Source organism: Paractinoplanes deccanensis (assembly GCF_016862115.1).
Taxonomy (GTDB): Bacteria; Actinomycetota; Actinomycetes; order Mycobacteriales; family Micromonosporaceae; genus Actinoplanes; species Actinoplanes deccanensis.
Genome location: NZ_BOMI01000171.1, coordinates 42,266 through 62,211, shown reverse-complemented (window position 1 = coordinate 62,211; position 19,946 = coordinate 42,266). Strand labels below are relative to the sequence as shown.

Sequence of the window (19,946 nt, the reverse complement as noted above, 5' to 3'; positions counted from 1 at the left end):
GGCTAACCGCTCCGGCGCGCTCGTCTAACTTTACCCGCCTCACTCCGTTCCGCCAAATCCGGGTTTCGCACCCGAACTCACCGACACCGGAATGGTGAGGGCACCACAAATCAACGCGACTCGACCGACCCGCTGTAAGGCAGGACGATCTCACCCGTGCTGAGTTCGTGGTTTCCGTCAGGACGGCCGCGCCCGGCCTCTTCCGAGTCCGGCTCGCTCGCCCGTCTCCCTGGCGGCTCGGAAAACATTACTCCTTGATCCCCAGTTCGCCAAATCGGGGGCCCGCCTGCGGGTCGCACCGTCTGAGCGGCCAGGAGAAGGGCATCGGCGCGGTCGCGAAGGACAGTGGAAGCGGATACGCAAAGGCAGGCTCGGTTATCCACAGTCACCAGTTATCCACAGGGCGTCCACGCGATCTCGCGTTTAGCGCGAGAATGGCTTTCGCAGGACGGGGGCCCCCTGGGAGGGCGGGCTTTGTGGTGGGCGTGGTTCGTGGTGGGCGTGGTTCGTGGTGGGCCGGCCTCATGGACGGTGGTCCCGCGGGCGGGCCTCGCGGAGCGGACCTTGCAGCGGGCGGGCCGCGCGAAGAGCGCGCCCTACCGAGGCCGAGCGCCACCCAGACCGCGCCCCACCGCGGCCAGGCCGCAGGGAGAGCACGCCCCACCACGGCCGAGCCCCACCCAGACCGCGCCCCACCACAGCCAGGCCGCACGGAGAGCACACCGAGCCCCATCCAGAGCGCGCCTCCCGACGGGCGGACCTCATGAGGGAGTGGCCCACCTGCGCGCCGGAGTCACACAGCCGAGGCGACCCGACGCTCCCACCAGAATCAGACGCCGGCAGCGACCCCGTCAGTCCTCCGGAAAGTAGTTCCCGTAAACGTGCAACCGCTTGTTCTCATCGTCCACGGTGGTGTCGGCGAAGGCCTCGTACGTGTCCTCCCCCGCGTCCCGGCCCTCGATCGCGCCGCCGTAGCGAGCGGTGAAGACATACGTGCCCGCCGGCAATGTCGCGCCCGGCGCCAGGGTGAAGCGGTAGAGCAAGGCATCACCCGAGCGGCTCACCGAGGCCGAGATCCGCTCCCCGTCGGGGGATGTCACGCCGGCGGAGGTGAGCCCGGCCGCCGGCGACACCCGCATGACCAGGTCGAGGCTGGTGAGGTCCGTGCCCGCCTTGAGCGTGACCTGGCTGCGGCCGTCGGCGGCCACCGAGCCGTCGGACCACAGGGTGCCCTTCTCGACCTGGGTGTCCCCCGGGTGTCCGCGCACTTCCGCTGTGGGCGAGGGCGGCGGGGCGGACGAGGCAGCCGGCGCAGAGGAGGGCGCGGTAGACGTCCGCACGGGGCGGGACGGCGCGGGGGAAGACGGCGCGGGGGAAGACGGCACCAAGGTAGTGGTGGGAACCGGCACGGGCGGCGCAGCCGGCGGATTCGGCCCGTGCTCGTCGGCGAGCGCCCACTGAGCCACCCCACCAAGCCCCAGCACCGTGGCCACAGCCGCCGCCGCGCCGGCGAGCCGCAGGCGGCGGCCTCGCGGGGACGGCCCGGCCGCCCGGTTGGCCGCTATCCGGTTGAGCATCGCGGTGCGATCGGGCTGGTGCGACGTGAGCTCGTGACGCAGCTCGGCGCGGAGGAAGTCGTCGTCGGTCACCGGGCCACCTCCCATCCGCCGAGCTGGTCGGGCAGCCGCAGGTCCGCCAGCAGGTCGGCCAGCTGTTTCGCGCCGCGTGACGTCTGGCTCTTCACCGTGCCGACCGAGATGCCGAGGATGTCGGCGACCTCCTGTTCCGGCAGGTCGAACGCGTACCTCAGCACCACGCAGGCCCGCCGCCGGTACGGCAGCCGGCGCAGCGCGCTGCGCACGTCGAGCACGGCCGGCACGTCCGGAGCTGAGCGCGCCCAGGTGAACGGCAGCCGGTCGAGACCGTGCCGTGCCCGGCCCTGCCGGCGGATCCAGTTCTTGGTCAGGTTCGCCACGATGCCTTTGGCGTACGCGGCCGGGTCGTCAGCGGCCGCCACCCGGTCCCAGTGGCGCCACACCTCGGTGAGCGCGTCCGCCGCGAGGTCGTCGGCCGCCGTGGCGTCGCCGCTGAGCAGGTAGGCCAGCCGGGAGAGCTCGACGTGGTGGGCCTCGAAGAACGCGTGGAAGGCCTGCTCCCGCACGCCGCAGCCCTCCCACCGTCCCGACGAAGATCAGGCAGAGGACGATATCAGCTGGTCTCGTTGATGTCCTTGAGCGCCAGGGCGGCGATGACGTTGCGGTCGGCGTTCCACTTCTGGAGGGTGGAGCCGTCGCATTTGCCCACGTAGATCTTGCTGATCTTGTTGACGGCCTGGTAGAGGTCGGGGTTCGTGCCGTTCGGGTCGCGGGGCATCAGGCAGTAGCCGGTCGAGTCGACGATCTGGTAGCTGGTCTTGTACTGGTCGGTGCGCCCGTACACGGTCCACTGTTGGTCGGCGCCGCCGTCGCAGAGCTTCGTGGTGACATATTTGCCGTACGCGGTGCTCAGCGGGCTTTGCAGGCAGTAGGTGACGCCCGGTGTGGTGGTGATGATGCCGGTGGCCTTGTTCGCGGCGGTCGCGTTCTTCTTGCTGTCCGTGGCCGACGGCAGCGCGGGCAGCTTGTACCGCTGGTTCCAGGCCACGTTCGCGATGTTCGGGTTCTGCTTGCACGGCCACGCGATCATGAAGGTCGCGTCGATGTTCTTGCCGGTCACGTCGAGGCAGCGGCCGAACTGGTTGAAGTTGACGAGCATGCCGATGCCCTGGCCCTCCGCCGACGACGCCTTGCCGGCGCCCACGTTCGAGTCCGGCGAGAAGGTCTTGACGTTGTTGTAGCCGCCGCCGCAGTTCTTGTTGGTCAGGAAGATCGTGCTGCCCACCGTGTTGGGGCTTGTCACGTTGAGGCAGTAGCCGTCGGTGTTGGAGCTGTCGGTCTTGCTGCCGAGCAGGTTGGCGTTGTCGTCGAAGCTCCACTGCTGCCGGTACAGGGTCTTGGCGGTGTCCGCGGCGCACGGCTGCATGGTGAGCAGGTTGCCGACCGCGTGGGTGGCCCCGCCGTCGAGGCACATGCCGAGCGCGTTGGAGCCGACCTGGGACGACACGAGCACGAATTGCAGCGTCGACGCGTACGCCCAGGTCTGCGACACCTTGCCGGCGCTGCACGTCTGGAGCTCCACCACGTCACCGGCGGCCGGGGTGCCGCTGCCGGCGTCGACGCAGAGGTCCCGGTACGTGTCGTTGGCCCGGTAGACGCGCAGCAGGCCACCGGAGGTGTTCGCGTTCGTGGTGTGCACGACGTACGTGCCGAGCAGGGTCCGGTTCGCCGCGCCGGAGGTGCCGACCGCCGTGAACCGGACGTAGGCCGGCGTGTTCGCGGGGCCGCGGCCGGCCGTACAACTGATCTCGGTGGCCGTGCCGCTCTGCGGGTCGGAGTCGTAGTAGCGGGGCGTCACCGTGTAGCTGGGTGTGCCGGCGCCGGCGACCGTGCCCGCGAGGGCGCCGCAGGGCAGCTTCGCGAGCACACCGACCCGGTTGTTGTCGTCGTCGGTGACCACGTTGCCGGCGCTGTCGTAGTCGACCGCCGCCCGTACCTGGGCGAGACCTGCCTCGAGCCCGGCCTGCGCGGCGTGCAGCGCGTGCACCCGCCGCGCCCCGGTGTCGCCGGTCTTGATCTGCGCGATGACCGTGGTGATGAGGATGGCGCTCAGCAGGGTGCCGATCAGCACGACGAGCATGGCCAGCGCGATGGAGCCCCGGTCGTCGCGGCGCGGGCCGGTCATGACGCCACGCTCCGGCCCTCGATGCAGGTGGCGGAGTTGCTGGAGCCGCTGCCGCTGAGGCTGCTGGTGCCGACCGCGTTGAGCGCCGTGAAGGTCACGCTGGTCTCGCGGACCGCGTCGTCGGTGACGCTGCGGAAGGCGACGGCGAGCCGCTGGAAGCGGAAGCCGGTGAGCGAGTTGGTGTCGGCTGCCACGGTGGTGAACGGCGGGACGGTGGTGGTGCCGCTCGTGCTGAGCGCCACGTTGGCGGTGAGCGTGGTCCAGGCGCTCGGGGCGGTCGGCGTGACGGCCTGCGCCCACTCGCGCCGCTGGAGCTGGCCGGTGGAGGGCCGCAGGCGCAGCTCCACGCAGGTGTTCACCGAGTCCCGGTTGATCAGGTACTCCACGTAGTAGTCGCCGTCGACCTGGGCGGGGTCGCTGATCGCGCTGGCGTAGCGCACCTCGCGGTCGAGGCGGACGAACGCCGTCTCGACCTGGTTCTGCACGTCCGCGGACTGGTCGGTCTCGCCGACCGAGCGGTAGATCTGCAGGATCGCCGTGGTGACGATGGCCATGAAGATCGACATGACGGCCATGGCCGCCATCAGCTCCATGAGCGTGTAGCCGTCGTCGTCGCGCCGCCTCACGACGTCACCGTCCAGGTGCCGGTCCACGAGGCGGTCACCGGCGTCGCCGCCGAGTCGGTCACCGAGATCTTGACGGTGTACGTGCCGGCGGCGCCGGGCGTACCGCTGACCTGACCGCTGGTGGCGTTGATGGTGACGCCGCTGGGCAGCCCGGTCGCGGTCCAGTTCTTGTACGCGATGACGCCTCCCGTCGCGGTCGCGGAGGTGCTGGTGATGGCGGTCTTCGCCTTGGCGGCCGGCGGCGTGAAGGTGACCGCCAGCGCGGGCACGGTCCAGGTGACGGCGTGGGTGCCGACCGCGCCGACCTTGTCCGTGGCCGTGATCGTGGCCGCGAAGGTGCCCGCGGTGGTCGGCTTGCCGGTGACCGTGCCGGTGCCGGAGCCGATCGTCAGGCCGGGCGGCAGGCCGGTGGCGGTCCAGGTGTACGGCGTGGTGCCGAGCGTCGCGGTGAACGCCTGGCTCACCGTCGTGCCCCCGTTCGAGGTCACCGCCGTGGGGCCGGCGACCACGGGACCGGAGGTGATCGCCCAGTTGAAGCTGATCGAGGACGTCTGCCCGGTGTTGTCGGTGACCACGACGGTCGGCGTGTAGGAGCCCACCGTGGTCGGCCGGCCGGTGATCAGGCCGGTGCCGGTGTCGATGGTGAGCCCGGGCGGCAGGCCGGTGGCGCCCCAGGTCAGGGCGCCCTCTCCGCCCGCGTACGGCACCTGGACGGAGACGGCGACGGTCTGCTCGTGGGTCTGGTCGCCGGGCGAGGTCAGCGTGACCTTGGTGTTGAAGATGGGCTCGTCGGTGGTGCGGCCGATCAGCGAGGACGACGCGTACGCGCAGGTGCCCGTCGCGCAGAACCGCCCGGTCCAGGTGACCGAGACGACGACCTGGAAGAACTGGGTGTAGCCGGCCGCCGGGTCGTCGACGCCGGTCGTGGTGCAGGCCGAGTCCTTACGCGCGCACTCGTAGATGTACCAGTGCTGCCGGTAGACGACGCCGTTGAGCGTGAACGTCAGATAGCTGGTGGGCAGCGCGGCCGCGCAGGCGGAGAGGACGGTCGAGGTGGCCGCCGACGGCGCGGTGGTCGCGGTGATCCCGCAGGTGCCGGCGTCGTCGTCGGCCGACGAGTCGTACGCCATCACGCCGTTGACCAGGGCCTTCACCTCAGCGGGCGCGCTCTGCGCCTGGGCCGTCGAGCTCTTGAGGTCGCGGCCGGTGAGGATGGCCGAGGACTGCAGCGCCCGCACCCGCTCCATCGCGTCGTCGGCGGCCTGGATCGCGGCGAGCCGGTCACCCTGGTGGTTGGTGACCCGGGAGCTGACCACGAACGTGGAGGCGAGCGAGAGCATGACGATGGTGACGATGGCGATCGCGACGATGACCTCGACGATCGTGAAGCCCGCCTCGCCGGAGGACACGCGCGCACGGCGACGGGTCGGCATCACGCCTCTCCTTCCCGGCGATCCCTGGCGCGCAAGCAGTCATAGACCCCATCGGCAGCGACTCGGGATGAATGAGCTTTCCGCGCCTCCGGCACAATTCAGGGCGTGGCACGAGCTCTTGATGACGCACAACCGCCGGAGGCGACGGTCTCCCTCGACTACTTCACCGGGCTCTACCTGGCGAAGAACGACCCGTGGGACCTCGCCACCAAGTGGCACGACCGCCGCAAGTACGCGGTGACGGTGGCCAGCCTGCCCCGCGAGCGCTACCGGCGCTGCTACGAGCCGGGCGCCTCGATCGGGCTGCTCACCCGCATGCTGGCGGCGCGCTGCGACGAGGTGCTCGCCGTCGACTCGGTGGAGGAGGCGGTGGAGACCGGCCGCAACACGGTCGAGGACCTGCCGAACGTCCGGTTCGAGCGGGCGAACCTGCCGGCCGACATGCCGGACGGAACGTTCGACCTGATCGTCATCGGCGACCTGCTCTACTACCTGTCCGCGGCGGACCTGGGCCTGCTGCTCGACGGGCTCACCGAGCGCCTCCAGCCGGGTGGCGACCTCGTCTCGGTGCACTTCAGCAACCGCGCCGACGGCGGCAACTACGACGGCTTCAACGTGCACGCGGCGATCGCCGAGCGGCCCGGGCTCGACCGGATCGTCCACCACGAGGACGAATGGTTCCTGCTGGACGCTTTCCGGCGTACCAAGTGATCCCCGGCATAGTGTCGACGTAAGGACCGGGGAGTAGCTTCAACCCTGAACCTACTCCCCGGGAGGCACACCACCATGGCGCCAGCGCTGTCGCTGCTCGACCTCGCGCCCATCTCCGCCGGCCAGACCGCGCGGGACAGCTTCGCCGCGAGCGTCGAGCTCGCCCGGGCCGCGGAGCGCAGCGGCTACCGCCGGGTGTGGTACGCGGAGCACCACAACATGCCGACGATCGCGTCCTCGGCGACGAGCGTGGTGATCGGCTACGTGGCCGCGCACACCGAGACGATCCGGCTCGGCGCCGGCGGCATCATGCTGCCCAACCACTCGCCGCTGGTCATCGCCGAGCAGTTCGGCACGCTCGCGACCCTCTACCCCGGCCGCATCGACCTGGGCCTGGGACGCGCGCCCGGCAGCGACCAGAACACGATGCTCGCCCTGCGCCGCGACAACGCCTCGGCCGACTCGTTCCCCGAGGACGTGCTGGAGCTCCAGGGCTACCTCACCGGCCACTCGCGGGTGCCGGGCGTGCAGGCGGTGCCGCGCGCCGGCGAGGTGGTGCCGCTCTACATCCTCGGCTCGTCGCTGTTCGGCGCCAACCTCGCCGCTCAGCTCGGCCTGCCGTACGCGTTCGCCTCGCACTTCGCGCCCGACGCGCTGCACACCGCGGTGGCCGTCTACCGCGAGAAGTTCCGCCCGTCGGCGCAGCTCGCCGAGCCGTACGTGATCGCCGGCATGAACGTCTTCGCCGCCGACGACCGCGCGGCCGCCGAGCAGCAGAAGACGGTCGCCTACCGGGCCCGGACCCGCTCGATGCTGACCCGGGGCGCGCGCGGCGCCAACTTCACCGACGCCGAGATCGACGCCTTCCTGGCCTCGCCGAACGGCGCGTCGCTGGCCGCGATGACCCGCTACACCGCGACGGGCACCGCCGACGAGGTCGCCGACCAGCTGCGGGCCTTCGCCACCTCGGTCGGCGCGGACGAGCTGATCCTCGCCCACCACGCCGCCGAGCTCGCCGACCGCGTGCACTCGATCGAGCTCACCGGCAAGGCGCTGGGCCTCTGAGCCCGGGCCGCCGAGGCGACGAGGCGACGAGATCCGCACGCTTACCTTGCGCTCGGGGACGTTTGAGCAGCTGACGGCCGTTGTTACGGTTCGGCGCACTGTCCTGAGTGGTCCTCGTCACAAGGTGAGTCGTCGATGCCCGGATCTCTTCGCGCCGTCTCCGCGGCGCTGGCCGCCGTTGCCTGCCTCGCCGCCGCGCCCGGCTGCGGCGAGGCCTCGCAGGCCCGCGACGGCACCGTGACGCTGGGCTTCGTCAACGGCGCGAGCACCGAGTTCCACCAGTGCCTCCAGCAGGCCGTCGAGCGCGAGGCCACCACCCGCGGCGCCCGAGTCGTCTCGGTGAACTCCCGGCAACGGCCCGAGCAGGAGCTCGCCAACATCGAGAGCCTGATCGCCCAGCGAGTCGACGCGCTCATCGTGCAGACCGTCGACGTCGAGCAGCTCCGCACCGACATCGCGCGGGCCCGGGCGGCCGGCATCCCGATCTTCCTGACCTCCGTGATGCCCGACGACCTCGGCGGGATCCTCGGCGCGGTCACCGTCGACCAGTACCAGATCGGCGCGCTCGACGCGGGCTGGGTGAGCAACGACGCGGTCGGCCGCCCGCGCACGCTCGGCGTCATCGCGGGCGCTCCCGGCGCCGCCTCCGACCAGGTCGTGTCCGGCCTCAAGAGCGCCCTGCCGGCGAACGTGAAGGTCGTCGCGACGCAGCCGGGCATGTACAACCGGGGCAGGGCGAAGGCCGTCGCCGCGGCGATGATCGCCCAGCATCCCACCCTCGACTACGCCTTCGTGGCGAACGAGGACATGGCGTTCGGCGCCGCGGAGGCGTTCCGGGGGTCCGGCAAGAAGGTCAAGATCGTCACGGTAAACGGTACGGACGAGGGCCTCGCCGCCGTGAAGGACGGCCGCTTCGCCGCCACGGTCGCCAACTCGGCGAGCGCGCTCGGCGAGAAGGCCGTCGAGAACGTGCTGGACATGCTCGACGGCGGACGGCCCAACAAGATCACTCGCGCGCCGATGCAACTGATCACGCGCGACAACCTGACGGACGCACCGCGTTACTGCGGCGCGTAGTCGCGAATGCAGTGGCGCGCGTCACTGTTGACTCTTTGTTTCGGCAATTGGAACCCTGAGCTACGACTACGTCGGATATGTGACTCCGCTCGCTCATAAACCGGACCAACAGGTCCTTTGCCGACAGTGTCTTGGGCCACTGAGCTGCGCACACTCAGGTTTTTCAAAATCGAACGTCCTAAGATCAGCTGGATTACCGACTGGCCGAGGGGTGATTCGAAGCATGGTCGACCGACCGATCCGCGAATGGAACGGCCTGACCATTCCCGACCCGGGTGTGTATGTGCTCGACGAGGCGCACAAACGGCTCGGCTTCCTGGCCCAGCACATGATGGTCAGCCCGATCCGCGGCGAGTTCGCCAAGGGCACCGCCACGATCGTCGTCGCCGAGGACCCGAGGCAGTCGTCGGTCACCGCCACGATCGACGCGACCAGCATCACCACGCACAACCCCGACCGCGACACCCACCTGTCGAGCCCCGACTTCCTCGACGTCGAGAACTACCCGACGCTCGAGTACCGCAGCACCGGCGTGCAGTGGCAGGAGAGCAACGACGCGATCTTCCTGTGGGCCCGGCTGCGCAACAACCCGCTGACCCGGCGCGCGAACGCGGCCGACATCCCCGCCGCGGCCCGGCCGAGCGGCAAGTTCGTCGTCAACGGCCTGCTGACCATCCGCGACGTGACCCGCCCGGTCGACCTTCAGGTCGAGTACGGCGGCGCCCGCCGCGACCCGTACGGCCGGGACATCTTCGGTTTCAGCGCGACGGCACAGTTCGAGCGGGAGGACTTCGGCCTGGTCTGGAACGTGGCCCTGGAGACCGGCGGCTTCCTGGTCGGCAAGACCGTCAAGATCGAGATCGCCGGCGAGGCGCTCGCGGAGTCTAACGTCGCGTGAAGGCGCGCCGATAACCCTGCGGGCTCGTCCCGACGATCCGCTTGAAACGGTCACGAAAGGCTGTCGGCGACCCGAAGCCGACCTCCGCGCCGATCCGGTCCACCGGCCGGTCGGTCGTCTCCAGCAGGTGCTGCGCCCGGCGCACGCGGGCCCGGTGCAGCCACTGCAACGGCGTGGTGCCGGTGTGCTCGCGGAAGCGCCGGTTCAGCGTACGGGTGCTCATGCCCGCCTTGGCCGCGAGGTCGTCGAGCGTCAGGTCCGCCGGGGCGTCCTCCTCCAGCCAGAGCAGCAGCGGCTCCAGGGCCGAACCGCGCGGGGCCGGCGGCCGCTCCGGCACGATGAACTGCGCCTGGCCGCCTTCCCGCTCCATCGGCATCACCGACAGGCGGGCAGCGCCGGCGGCCACCGCCGAGCCGTGGTCGCGGCGCACCAGGTGCAGGCAGAGGTCCAGCCCGGCGGCCGCGCCCGCCGACGTGAGGAACTGACCCTCGTCGACGTAGAGCACGCCCGGGTCCAGCTCGACCCGCGGAAACATGGCCCGGAACGCGTCGGCGCCGGCCCAATGGGTGGTGGCGCGGCGCCCGTCCAGCAGGCCGGTCGCGGCGAGGACGAACGCGCCGGCGCAGACGGAGGCGATCCGGGTGCCGCGGCGCGCGGCCGTGCGCAGCGCTGTCAGGACCTCGGGCCGTACGGGGTGAGCGGGCTCGTGAACCCCGGGAACCACGATCGTGTCCGCGCTCGCGAGCGCCTCGAGGCCGAACGCCGCTTCGATCGTGAAATGCCCGGCGCTGACCCGCGGCGCGGGAGCGCACACGCGTACCGCATAGGGAACCGACCCGTCGGCAAGCCGCACCCGGGAGAAGACCTCGAGCGGCGTCGCGAGATCGAACGCGACGACGTCGTCCAGGGCGAGAACAGCGACCTCGTGCATGGTTGGCGATTATCCGTTGACCTGTGGCATTCCTGCCACTGTCGGGGCCGCGCGGTCGCTCATACGGTCGGTGATCGTGACAAAGTTCCTGCTCTCGCTCCACGTGCTCGCCGCCATCGTGGCCATCGGCCCGGTCACCGTGGCGGCCAGCATGTTCGCGCCCGCGCTGCGCCGCGACGACCGTGCCCAGCTCCGTCTCCTCCACCGCATCTGCCGTGTCTACGCCGCGCTGGGCCTCGCGGTGCCGGTCCTCGGCCTCGCCACGGCGAGCTCGCTCGGTGTGCTCGGCGACGCGTGGCTGCTGGTGTCGATCGCGCTCACCGCCGTGGCCGCCGCCGTGCTCGGCTTCGCGGTTTTGCCCGCCCAGGCCGCCGCGGTCGCCGGTGCACCGGTGCGGCCCGCTCGCCTCGGGATGACCTCCGGCGTCTTCAACCTGCTCTGGGCCATCGTCGTCGTGCTGATGATCGTCCGGCCCGGCTCGACGACGGGAGCCTGAGGTGCTGCTGCGCATCGCCGCCCGGGTCGAGCTGATCACGCTCGTGCTGATGCTGCTCAACCTGGTCACCGTGCATGCCCGGCCCGTCACCCAGCTGCTCGGCCCGCTGCACGGCTGCTCGTACCTGCTGGTGATCGGTGCGACGCTGGCCGCCACCCGCCGGCCCCGCCCCCGCCTGCTCTCGATAATCCCCGGCGTCGGAGGTCTGCTCGCCGCCCGCGCCTTCTGACCAGCTCCTCAAGCGGCTTCCCGGGCGTCGCATGTCACGAAGCCATCTCTCCTCGGCTACAGGGAGGGGTGCGACGCCGCACTATCGGCCAATCCTCAGTCGACCTTCCGACCTTCCGTTCTGAGACCCGCAGCCCTACTCTGCGCTAGGCGCGGGCGTTCTGGTAGCTACAAGACAACTCCGCTACGTGGTCGTACGAATGCCATGCGGGTCTTGATGCGAGGCCTGGTTTTCCCGTGTCGCCGCGGCGAAGGCCTCCCGTAGCTGCACCACGACTGCGTCTCTACGGACAGGCGAATGACAAGCGGAACGGAGGCCGCCGATGTCGACCGTGACAGCGCCCACGGTTAACCGGGGACGAGGACGTCAAGTCGTGCCCTACCAGACGGGGTTCGCGACGCTGCTCGACTTTCGGGAGGCAACCGAAAGGGTCCGTGAACAGCTGCGGGTGTGGCTCCAGCAAAAGCGGTATGACGTCGATCGGTTCGATGCGGGGGAGGCCGGTCTCTCGCCGGGAGTAGTGATCCGTTACGCCGCCACGAACGACGTCTCGGGTTGGCAGCTACAGGAGTCGCGTCACGACGGCGTGACCTGGGTCAGCACGGTCGCTGTCACCCGCGGCGTGCGGAGGGATCACGCTTGGATATCACTGAACGTGGAGCCTGTCGTCTCCGGGTCGGCCTCACCCCCGCAGGCCGCCCCTCCCAAGCTCGTCAGGCTGCTGCTGGGAGCGGTCGATGCGGTCGACGGCGAGGCAACTCTCAGGCCACATCCCATGGTGGTCAATGCTGCCGGAGTCGACGACCTTCTCGAGATTGTGTGCGCCGAGGAACGCAGGCTGCCCGTTGTGGTGGCCGCTGCACCGACAGATGTCCCGTTCGACAGGTGGCGGGCGACCGTCAACAGCCTGGTCAGATACCTGCCCGGCCTGGCGAGCACCTACCTGCTCGATCCAGTCGCGGTACCGGCTTTCAACGACGGGATCGGTGTTACATACGCCATCGGCCCAGGTGCGGTGCGCACCTACTTACCGAGCGTCGATCCCGCCATTTCTGAAGACTCCGTTCGGCATCGAGTCCTGAGTCGGTGGCGCATCGAGAAAGAACCGGCTCGGGCTGCCAGGGTCCTCGGAGTTCTACCCCGACAGCTTGCCGCTGCCGCGTTACCGGCCGCCGCTGCGCGAGGGCTGAACCTATCCGTCGGTGAGTCGCGGCGGGCACGTGACGAACCGGCTGGGGAGACGACCAGCCTCCGCGCCGAAGTGAAGACTCTGACTGAGTTGCTGGCGATCGCCGACGACACCGAGCAGCAACTACGCGAAGCTGCCTCCCGGCACCAGGAACAAGTGTTGGACCTGGCCGCGGACTTGGAGATCGCTCAAGCTGAACTCGAGCGCCGGTCCGCAACAGTGCGGGAGCTCCAGCGGCGTCTGGTCGAGGCGCAGATGTACGACCTCGCCTACTCGCCGGTAGAGGCGCCACCGCCACTTCCGACCTCCTTCGCCGACCTGCTGGACCGCTTGAACCAGTTGACCGACCACGTGGTCTTCACCGGGAACATGGAGACGTGCCTCGACCTCGACGAACAAATGCAGAGCTCGGCGTGGGCGCAAACCGGCTGGCAAGGGCTGCTCGCGTTGGCCGATTACGCGGCAGCTTCCACGAACAACGATTTCGCAGGTGACTTCAAGACTTGGTGCGAGTCCCCGCCGAATGGAAGGTATGCGATCTCCGCCGGTAAGGTCGCCCGCGACGAGTCGCCTACCGTGCGCAACAATGCCAAGTTCTCAGCCACGCGAGTGTTTCCAGTGCCGGAGTCGGTGAGCCCGAGCTGCGAGATCTTCATGGGTGCACACATCAAACTGGGAAACTCGACGACGATTGCGCCGCGGATGCACTTTCTCGATGCGTTGCGCCGAGACGGCCACATCTATGTCGGCTATATCGGGCCGCATCTGCCTAACACCCTGACCTGACCGCAACGGCGACGCACGCGCCCGGCATCCTGGCCAGACAGCCCGAATCGCCGATGCCCGCCGACACCCGACCGAGCCTTCGAGCGGACGACCTGCCGACTACGCCATGGCACGTCGCAGACAACAATGATCTTCGATGTCTTGTTAGCCTGGGGCGATGAGACGGCTGCTCGGCATCCCGATCATTGTGGTCCTGCTCGCCGCGGGGGCGTGCGGGGGTGATGGCGACTCGGCGCAGGGTGGTGAGCGGGCCACGGTCAAGGTGGCCATGCTGTCGCTGGTGACCAACGCGCCCTACTACATCGCCGTCAAGGAGAAGCTCTTCGAGGCCGAAGGTCTCCAGGTCGAGACGCAGCCGGTGCAGCAGAGCACGCAGGCCTACCCGGCGCTGAAGACCGGAGCCATCGACATCGTCTTCGCCAACAACGCGTCGATGCTGCTCGGGCACGACAAGGGTGACCTGCCGATCAACCTGATCGTGGAGGGGACGACGCTCACGCCCAGCTTCATGGCGGTGCTCGTCATGCCCGGCTCGCCGATCAAGGATATCGGGGACCTCGCCGGCAAGCGGGTCTCGGTGCACGTTCTCAACAACATTCAGGCGATCACCCTGAACGCCGTCGCGGCCGACCAGGGGCTCGATCCCGCGCGGATCGACTACCGGCAGGTCGTCTTCCCGCAGATGGCGGCCACCATGCAGAAGGGTGACCTGGACGCGATCCACGTCAACGAGCCGTTCCTCACCGACGCTAAGCTGAAGCTCGGCGCTCGGCAGGTCGTCGACGGTGGCGCGGCGCCCGTCACCGGCATTCCGATGGACGGCTACTTCGCGCTGCAGGGGTGGGCGCAGCGCAACCCCGAGACCGCCGCCAAGTTCCAGCGGGCCATGCAGAAGGCGCAGGGGATCGCCGCCGACCGGGCGAAGGTCGAGGAGGTCGTCCCCACGTACATCCGCAACGCCGACCCCGCCGTCACCGAGGCGATGCACATGCCGGGCTTCCCCACCAGCAACGATCCGGCGCGGCTGCAGAAGCTCATCGATCTGATGGTGTCGCAGAAGCGGCTGACGACCAAGCTCGACGCCACGAAGATCGTCTACCAGGGTTGAGCGCGTGCGGTGGCTGCGCGGCGCCGCCGGGGTCGCCGTGGTGGTGGCCGCCTTCGAGTTGCTCGGCCGGGCCGGCATCGTGCACGAGGACTTCCTGCCGCCGGCCTCGGCGATCCTGTCGCGGGCCGGGTCGCTGGTGGCCGACGGCGAGTTCCTGGCCGACGTCCGGGCGACCCTGACCGCGTGGGCCCTCGGGCTGCTGATCGCCACGGCGGTCGCGGTGCCGCTGGGCTTGGTGCTCGGCAGCCTGCCGCCGGTCGCCCGCGCGCTCACGCCGGTCATCGAGCTGCTGCGGCCGATCCCGTCGGTCGCGCTCATCCCGCTGGTCGCGATGCTGCTCGGCTCGGGCCTGCAGATGCGTCTCACGGTCATCGTGTACGCGGCCACCTGGCCGATCCTGTTCAACACGCTGTACGGCCTGCTCGACGTCGACCCCGTGGCGCGGGACACGTTGCGCGCGTTCGGGTTCGGCCGCCTCGCCGTGCTGGCGCGCGTCTGCGTACCGGCAACCGCGCCGTTCATCGCGACCGGCGTGCGCATGGCCGCCGCGGTCGCGCTGATCCTGGCGGTCACCGCGGAGATGTTCGGCGGGTTCGGCGACGGCATCGGCATCTTCATCGCCCAGGCCGCCAACTATCCCGGCGGCACCACCGACACGCTCGCGGCGACGGTGTGGGCCGGCGCGCTGGGTCTCGCCATCAACGCGCTGCTGCGCGGCGGCGAACGGCGACTGTTCTTCTGGGCGTACCGATGACGATCCGATTCCTGCAACGCTGGCTGGTGGTCGCCGTCGCGGTCGCCGTCTGGCAGCTCGCCGCGGCGGCGGCCGCCGACCCCTTCTTCCCGCCGCCGGCGACGATCGCCGCGCAGATGCACGAGCTGTGGTTCGCCGGGCCGGCGGCGCACCTGTTCCTCACCGACACGGCGCTCGGCAACATCGTTCCGAGCCTGGCGCGCCTGGCCGCGGGGTTTCTCGGCGGTACGCTGGCCGGCGCGGTGCTCGGCGTCGCCATCGGCCGGTCGCGTCTCGCGTACGACTGCCTCGATCCTGTGCTCCAGTTCTTCCGCGCCATCCCGCCGCCGGCGCTCGTGCCGGTGTTCCTGGTGCTCTTCTCGATCGGCCCGCGCATGCAGATCGCGTCGATCGTGTTCAGCGTGGTGTGGCCGGTGCTGCTCAACACCGCCGACGGGGCCCGCACGGTGGAGCCGCTCCAGATCGAGACGGCGCGCGCGTTCCGGCTGACCGGGTGGGAGCGCCTCGCGTACGTGATCGTGCCGGCGACGCTGCCGAAGCTCTTCGCCGGCGTGCGGCTGGCGCTGTCGCTCGCGCTGATCCTGATGGTCTTCGCCGAGATCCAGCCCGGCGCCTCCGACGGCATCGGCTTCCAGCTGCTGGAGGCCACGACGCGCTTCGACTACGAGACCGTCTGGGCGGCGATCGCGCTGCTCGGCATCCTCGGATACCTCCTCAACACGGCGCTGGTGGCCGCGGAACGGCGGGTTCTCGCCTGGCACCGCGCGGCGCGAAGGGTGACGACATGACTGACGTACGGACCGCCTTCCTCGACGTGTGCCGCGGCGCCGGCCTCACCACGTGGTTCGGCAATCCCGGCTCGACGGAGCTGCGCATGCTGCGCGACTGGCCGGCCGATCTCACGTACGTCCTGGCCCTGCAGGAATCGTCGGCGGTCGGCATGGCCGCGGGTCACGCGATCGCGACCGGCGGCGCCGCCCTGGTCAGCCTCCACTCGGCGGGCGGCGTCGGGCACGCCCTGGGCGCGGTGTTCAACGCCTTCCGCGACCGGGTGCCGCTCGTGCTCGTCGCCGGGCAGCAGACCCGCGCGATGCTGCCCACCCAGCCGTTCCTCTCCGCCGACGAGCCGGCGGCCTTCCCCCGCCCGTACGTGAAATGGAGCCGTCAGCCCGACACCGCCGCCGCCGTGCCGGCCGCCCTCGCCGAGGCGCACCTGATCGCGACGACGCCCCCGCGCGGACCGGTCTTCCTCTCCGTGCCCGAGGACGACTGGGACGAGCCCGCCGAGCCGGTCCGGACCCGGGCGGTGCGCGCCGGCTTCGCCCCCGAACCGGCCGCGCTGCAAGAGCTGGCCGCCGCGCTGACGGACGCCTCCTCCCCCGCGATCGTCACCGGCCCCGGCGTGGACGCGGAGAACGCGTGGCCCCTCGCGGTGGACCTGGCCACGGCGCTGCGAGCCGCGGTCTGGTCGGCGCCGATGTCCGCGCGCGCCGGCTTCCCCGAGGACCACTCGCTATTCCGAGGACATCTTCCGCCCGTACGAGGTGAGGTCGCCCGCCTGCTCCGCGGCCACGACGTGATCCTCGTGCTCGGCGCGCCGGTCTTCACCTACCACGTACACACCGAAGGCCCGTTCCTGCCCGAGGGCGCCCAGCTCTTCCACCTCGACTGCGACCCGGCCGCCGCGGCACGCGCCGCCGTGGGCACCAGCATCCTCGGCACGGTGCACGCCGGCCTGGAAGGTCTGCTCGCCCTGCTCGACCGGCCGGCGCCGCCGCACAACGACGCGGACCATCCCGCACCCCCGGCCGTACGCCTGTTCGCCCCCGTGCTCGACGATCCCCTCGAGGGCGACGCGGTGCTGGCCGCCCTGTGCCGCGCGCTGCCCGGCGACGCGGTGCTCGTCGAGGAGGCCCCGTCACACAAGGACGCCTTCCACGAGCAGCTCCCGATCACCCGCCCCGGCGGCTACGTGACCACCGGCAGCGGCGCCCTCGGCTGGGGCCTCCCGGTGGCCGTCGGCCGAGCCCTGGCCGGCGAGCGCGTGGTGGCCGTCCTCGGCGACGGCTCCAGCCTCTACAACATCCAGGCCCTGTGGACGGCCGCCCGGCACGGGGCCCGGCTCACGGTGATCGTCCTCGACAACCGTCGCTACGAGGCCGTCTCCGCGCTGGGCCGCCGCGTCGGCGTCGCGACGGTGCCCGGCACCGACCTGCCCGGCCTGGACTTCGTCGCGCTGGCCCAGGGCTTCGGGTGCGCGGCCGCCCGCGTCGAGAAGGCGGCGGACTTGCAGGCCGCTCTGGAGACGGCCCTGGCCCACGAGGGTCCGTATGTGCTCGACATAGCGGTGGCACCGGGCGGCGGCCACCTCTACTGAGCAGTTCTCGAGTCTCCTTGGCCCCGCGCAAATACGGATCTCCCAGGCACACCATTTTGGCATGATCCGATACTGACGCGGACGGGCGGTTCCCCGAAACAATAACGGCATGACCCAGCCATCGCTATTCAGTCGAGCTCAATTGGCCCAGATGCGCGATCGCACTGCCGCCCGCAACCATTCACCGCAGCGCGACGCGTTCCGCCGGGAGCACAAGCGCCGCCGCGACCACGGCAAGGCACAGCGCCACGCCTTGCGCATCTACCAGGCATTCCAGGCGTCCTGCCCGGACGAGCCCCCGCCGATCCCGGCACGCCCGCGACAAGCCACGACGCCGGCACGCGCCGCACCGGCCCCGGCCCAGCGCATTTCCGGCACGCCGTCCGGCGGATAGGACCGCGGCAGCCGCCCAGCTCAAACCGATCCGACAAAAGGCACCGGCTGGGCGGCCCGCTCACCAAATCCCGGCGGTCGTCTATTTCATCCATCACCAACCATGCGACTCAGCTATTACACCTATTGCCCGCCCAGCGACTCGGCCATTTTCACCCCTCGCCGGCAGGCTGTCGCTCCCCCACCGAGGGGCCGCACCATCGCGCGCCAGGCAGACCGGTCATTTCGCCCATCGCCACTCCGGCACCTGGTCATCTTCCCCGCCGCGGACCAGGCAGCGCGCTGGTCTCGCTCATCGCTTTCCTGGCAGCCACCCGTCGCCCACCCGGCGCCCGACCCATCCCGCGGCCATCGCCCACCCCGCAACCGACTCATCGCGCGCCCATCGCCCACCGACAACCGACCCACCACGCGCCCATCGCCCATCGCCCATCGCCCATCGCCCATCGCCGACCAGCAACCAACCCGCCCCGCCGCCACCGCCTACTTGCAACCAACCCACCCCGCGCCCCACCGCCCACCGCCCACCGGCAACCGGCAGCCTTCGCCCGCGGGCAACCGATCCACCGCGCGCCCATCGGCCACCGGTAACCGATCCACCGCGACGCCATCGCCCATCGGCAACCAATCCACCGCGACGCCATCGCCCACCAGCAACCAATCCACCGCGCGACCATCGGCCGCCGGCAAACGGCACCGGCAAGCGGCCATCCTGCCCCTCGCCCATCGGCAACCGACCACCCCGCGGCCATCGCCCATCGCCCACCCCGCAACCGACTCACCGCGCGCCCCGTCACCCACCACCAACAACCCAACCCGCGCCCCATCACCCATCAGCAACCAACCCAACCCGCGCCCCACCGCCCACCACCAACCAAACCAACCCGCGCCCCACCGCCCCGGCGACCGACCCATCCCGCGGGTCTGTGGAGAAGAACGGTGTAACTCGATGTCGTGAGGGTTAGTTGCGGCCTGCGGTCAGGCGCCCGCCGAAGGCGAGGTCGAAGGCGTCCCGCGCCCCGGCGCGGGCGGGATGCGGGGAGCGAGGCCCGCGGCCACCCACAATCGAGGCACCAGCCGACGAGCAGGCGATGGGTCAGGTGGCTGAAGCGCTGCACCCGGCCGCCAGCTGTCTCCCCCGGCACCGGCTCGGCAGCCCGGTTGTTCGCCTGTCGCCCGGCCGGCCGTCCCGGAGGCTTGCCGAGTCGAGTCGCTGCGCCGTTGAGCGAGGTGACGAAGCGTGATCAGGCGGTCGAGCCGCGATCCTGGAGCGGCTCCCCCGCGGGCGGGCGGCCTCGCACCAAGCGGCCGACTTCCGCGCGCAGGTGGACGAAGGCCGGCGACTCGCGGGTGGCGATCTGCTCGCGTGGGGACGGCAGGGCGATCGGCAGGTCGGCGCGGACCGTGCCCGGGGTGCCGCCGAGGATCACGACGCGGTCGGCTACGTACACGCTCTCGTCTATGTCGTGGGTGACCAGCAGGATGGTCATGTCGGTGGCGGCGCGGATGGTCAGCACGAGGTCCTCCAGGTCCTCGCGGGTCTGGGCGTCGACCGAGCCGAACGGCTCGTCCATGAGCAGCAGGCGGGGGTGGAAGGCGAGCGCCCGGGCGATCGAGACGCGCTGCTGCATGCCGCCGGAGAGTTGCCAGGGGTGGCGGGTGAGGGCAGCGGCGAGACCTACCGCGTCGAGGGCCTCGGCGGCCCGGGCGCGGCGGGACGGGCGGTCGAGGCCGCGGCGGCGCAAAGGCAGGGCGACGTTGTCCCGCACGGTGAGCCAGGGGTAGAGGGAGCGGCTGTAGTCCTGGAAGACCACCGCCAGGTCGTCCGGGACGCCGGTGATGGGGTGACCGTCGAGCAGCACCTCGCCCTCGGTGGCCGGCTGAAGGCCCGCCACGCAGCGCAGCAGCGTGGACTTGCCGCAGCCGGACGGGCCGACGATGCTGACCAGCGTGCCCTTGTCGACGTGCAGGTCCACGTCGCGGACGGCGGCCGTGCCGTCGGGATAGGTGTGGGTGAGCCCCCGGATCTCCAGCATCCCGCCTCCCCCGACCGCAGTGACCAACATCGATGTTAGCCAGGCGGAGGGGATGGT

19 protein-coding genes are annotated in these 19,946 nt (G+C 70.6%); 12 read left to right on the top strand and 7 right to left on the bottom strand.

Features of this window, described 5'->3' with window-relative positions:
• Positions 1 to 851: 851 nt before the first annotated feature.
• From Ade02nite_RS40815 to Ade02nite_RS40795, 5 genes are read right to left on the bottom strand one after another with little or no spacing between them, the layout of a single operon-like run.
• The gene (locus Ade02nite_RS40815) at positions 852 to 1,649 is read right to left on the bottom strand and encodes a hypothetical protein (protein WP_203775755.1); all 798 of its coding nucleotides are present in this window, start codon (positions 1,647 to 1,649) and stop codon (positions 852 to 854) included.
• Positions 1,646 to 2,161 carry a SigE family RNA polymerase sigma factor gene (locus Ade02nite_RS40810; RefSeq protein ID WP_203775753.1) on the bottom strand — a complete coding sequence of 172 codons (516 nt, stop codon included), beginning with the start codon at positions 2,159 to 2,161 and terminating at the stop codon, positions 1,646 to 1,648. Before Ade02nite_RS40810 ends, Ade02nite_RS40815 begins: the two co-directional genes overlap by 4 nt.
• 47 nt (positions 2,162 to 2,208) lie before the next feature.
• Entirely contained in the window at positions 2,209 to 3,780 is a 1,572-nt protein-coding gene (locus tag Ade02nite_RS40805; RefSeq protein ID WP_203775751.1) for a hypothetical protein, read from the bottom strand.
• Positions 3,777 to 4,406, bottom strand: coding sequence for a prepilin-type N-terminal cleavage/methylation domain-containing protein (locus Ade02nite_RS40800; protein WP_203775749.1), 630 nt, complete (start codon positions 4,404 to 4,406; stop codon positions 3,777 to 3,779). The genes Ade02nite_RS40805 and Ade02nite_RS40800 overlap by 4 nt, the downstream gene beginning before the upstream one ends.
• The gene (locus Ade02nite_RS40795; RefSeq protein ID WP_203775746.1) at positions 4,403 to 5,839 is read right to left on the bottom strand and encodes a putative Ig domain-containing protein; all 1,437 of its coding nucleotides are present in this window, start codon (positions 5,837 to 5,839) and stop codon (positions 4,403 to 4,405) included. The genes Ade02nite_RS40800 and Ade02nite_RS40795 overlap by 4 nt, the downstream gene beginning before the upstream one ends.
• A 105-nt stretch (positions 5,840 to 5,944) precedes the next feature.
• Here Ade02nite_RS40795 and Ade02nite_RS40790 point away from each other — a divergent pair, with 105 nt between their 5' ends.
• The 4 genes from Ade02nite_RS40790 (at position 5,945) to Ade02nite_RS40775 (ending at position 9,590) form a co-directional block, all read left to right on the top strand.
• The gene (locus Ade02nite_RS40790) at positions 5,945 to 6,550 is read left to right on the top strand and encodes a class I SAM-dependent methyltransferase (protein ID WP_203775739.1); all 606 of its coding nucleotides are present in this window, start codon (positions 5,945 to 5,947) and stop codon (positions 6,548 to 6,550) included.
• Between the two features lie 75 nt (positions 6,551 to 6,625).
• A complete protein-coding gene (locus Ade02nite_RS40785) occupies positions 6,626 to 7,615 on the top strand; it encodes an LLM class flavin-dependent oxidoreductase (RefSeq protein WP_203775737.1) in 990 nt (329 codons plus the stop codon).
• A gap of 135 nt (positions 7,616 to 7,750) precedes the next feature.
• Complete coding sequence (locus Ade02nite_RS40780; RefSeq protein ID WP_203775735.1) at positions 7,751 to 8,692, top strand: sugar ABC transporter substrate-binding protein; 942 nt, start codon at positions 7,751 to 7,753, stop codon at positions 8,690 to 8,692.
• A 223-nt stretch (positions 8,693 to 8,915) separates the two neighbouring features.
• Positions 8,916 to 9,590 (top strand): YceI family protein, encoded by a 675-nt coding sequence (locus tag Ade02nite_RS40775; protein ID WP_203775733.1) that lies wholly within the window; start codon positions 8,916 to 8,918, stop codon positions 9,588 to 9,590.
• Here Ade02nite_RS40775 and Ade02nite_RS40770 read toward each other — a convergent pair.
• Entirely contained in the window at positions 9,577 to 10,521 is a 945-nt protein-coding gene (locus Ade02nite_RS40770) for a GlxA family transcriptional regulator (protein ID WP_203775731.1), read from the bottom strand. The two genes, Ade02nite_RS40775 and Ade02nite_RS40770, sit on opposite strands and share 14 nt — an antisense overlap.
• Before the next feature lie 76 nt (positions 10,522 to 10,597).
• Between Ade02nite_RS40770 and Ade02nite_RS40765 the strand changes: the two genes are divergently transcribed.
• The 8 genes from Ade02nite_RS40765 to Ade02nite_RS40730 all read left to right on the top strand — a co-directional run bounded on the left by Ade02nite_RS40765 (position 10,598) and on the right by Ade02nite_RS40730 (position 17,854).
• Positions 10,598 to 11,017, top strand: a complete 420-nt coding sequence (locus Ade02nite_RS40765) for a hypothetical protein (RefSeq protein WP_203775729.1) — start codon at positions 10,598 to 10,600, stop codon at positions 11,015 to 11,017.
• A 49-nt stretch (positions 11,018 to 11,066) separates the two neighbouring features.
• Positions 11,067 to 11,246 carry a DUF3817 domain-containing protein gene (locus Ade02nite_RS40760; protein WP_203775763.1) on the top strand — a complete coding sequence of 60 codons (180 nt, stop codon included), beginning with the start codon at positions 11,067 to 11,069 and terminating at the stop codon, positions 11,244 to 11,246.
• A gap of 373 nt (positions 11,247 to 11,619) precedes the next feature.
• Positions 11,620 to 13,221 carry a coiled-coil domain-containing protein gene (locus Ade02nite_RS40755; protein WP_203775727.1) on the top strand — a complete coding sequence of 534 codons (1,602 nt, stop codon included), beginning with the start codon at positions 11,620 to 11,622 and terminating at the stop codon, positions 13,219 to 13,221.
• 157 nt (positions 13,222 to 13,378) lie between these two features.
• On the top strand, positions 13,379 to 14,329 hold the full coding sequence (locus tag Ade02nite_RS40750) for an ABC transporter substrate-binding protein (protein WP_203775725.1): 951 nt from the start codon (positions 13,379 to 13,381) through the stop codon (positions 14,327 to 14,329).
• Positions 14,330 to 14,333: 4 nt separating this feature from the next.
• Complete coding sequence (locus Ade02nite_RS40745; protein WP_203775723.1) at positions 14,334 to 15,083, top strand: ABC transporter permease; 750 nt, start codon at positions 14,334 to 14,336, stop codon at positions 15,081 to 15,083.
• Positions 15,080 to 15,871 carry an ABC transporter permease gene (locus tag Ade02nite_RS40740; RefSeq protein ID WP_203775721.1) on the top strand — a complete coding sequence of 264 codons (792 nt, stop codon included), beginning with the start codon at positions 15,080 to 15,082 and terminating at the stop codon, positions 15,869 to 15,871. Before Ade02nite_RS40745 ends, Ade02nite_RS40740 begins: the two co-directional genes overlap by 4 nt.
• Positions 15,868 to 17,460, top strand: a complete 1,593-nt coding sequence (gene mdlC, locus Ade02nite_RS40735) for a benzoylformate decarboxylase (protein ID WP_203775719.1) — start codon at positions 15,868 to 15,870, stop codon at positions 17,458 to 17,460. The genes Ade02nite_RS40740 and mdlC overlap by 4 nt, the downstream gene beginning before the upstream one ends.
• Before the next feature lie 151 nt (positions 17,461 to 17,611).
• A complete protein-coding gene (locus tag Ade02nite_RS40730) occupies positions 17,612 to 17,854 on the top strand; it encodes a hypothetical protein (RefSeq protein ID WP_203775717.1) in 243 nt (80 codons plus the stop codon).
• 1,243 nt (positions 17,855 to 19,097) lie between these two features.
• Here the strand turns inward: Ade02nite_RS40730 and Ade02nite_RS40725 are convergent.
• A complete protein-coding gene (locus Ade02nite_RS40725) occupies positions 19,098 to 19,889 on the bottom strand; it encodes an ABC transporter ATP-binding protein (protein ID WP_203775715.1) in 792 nt (263 codons plus the stop codon).
• Positions 19,890 to 19,946: the final 57 nt, after the last annotated feature.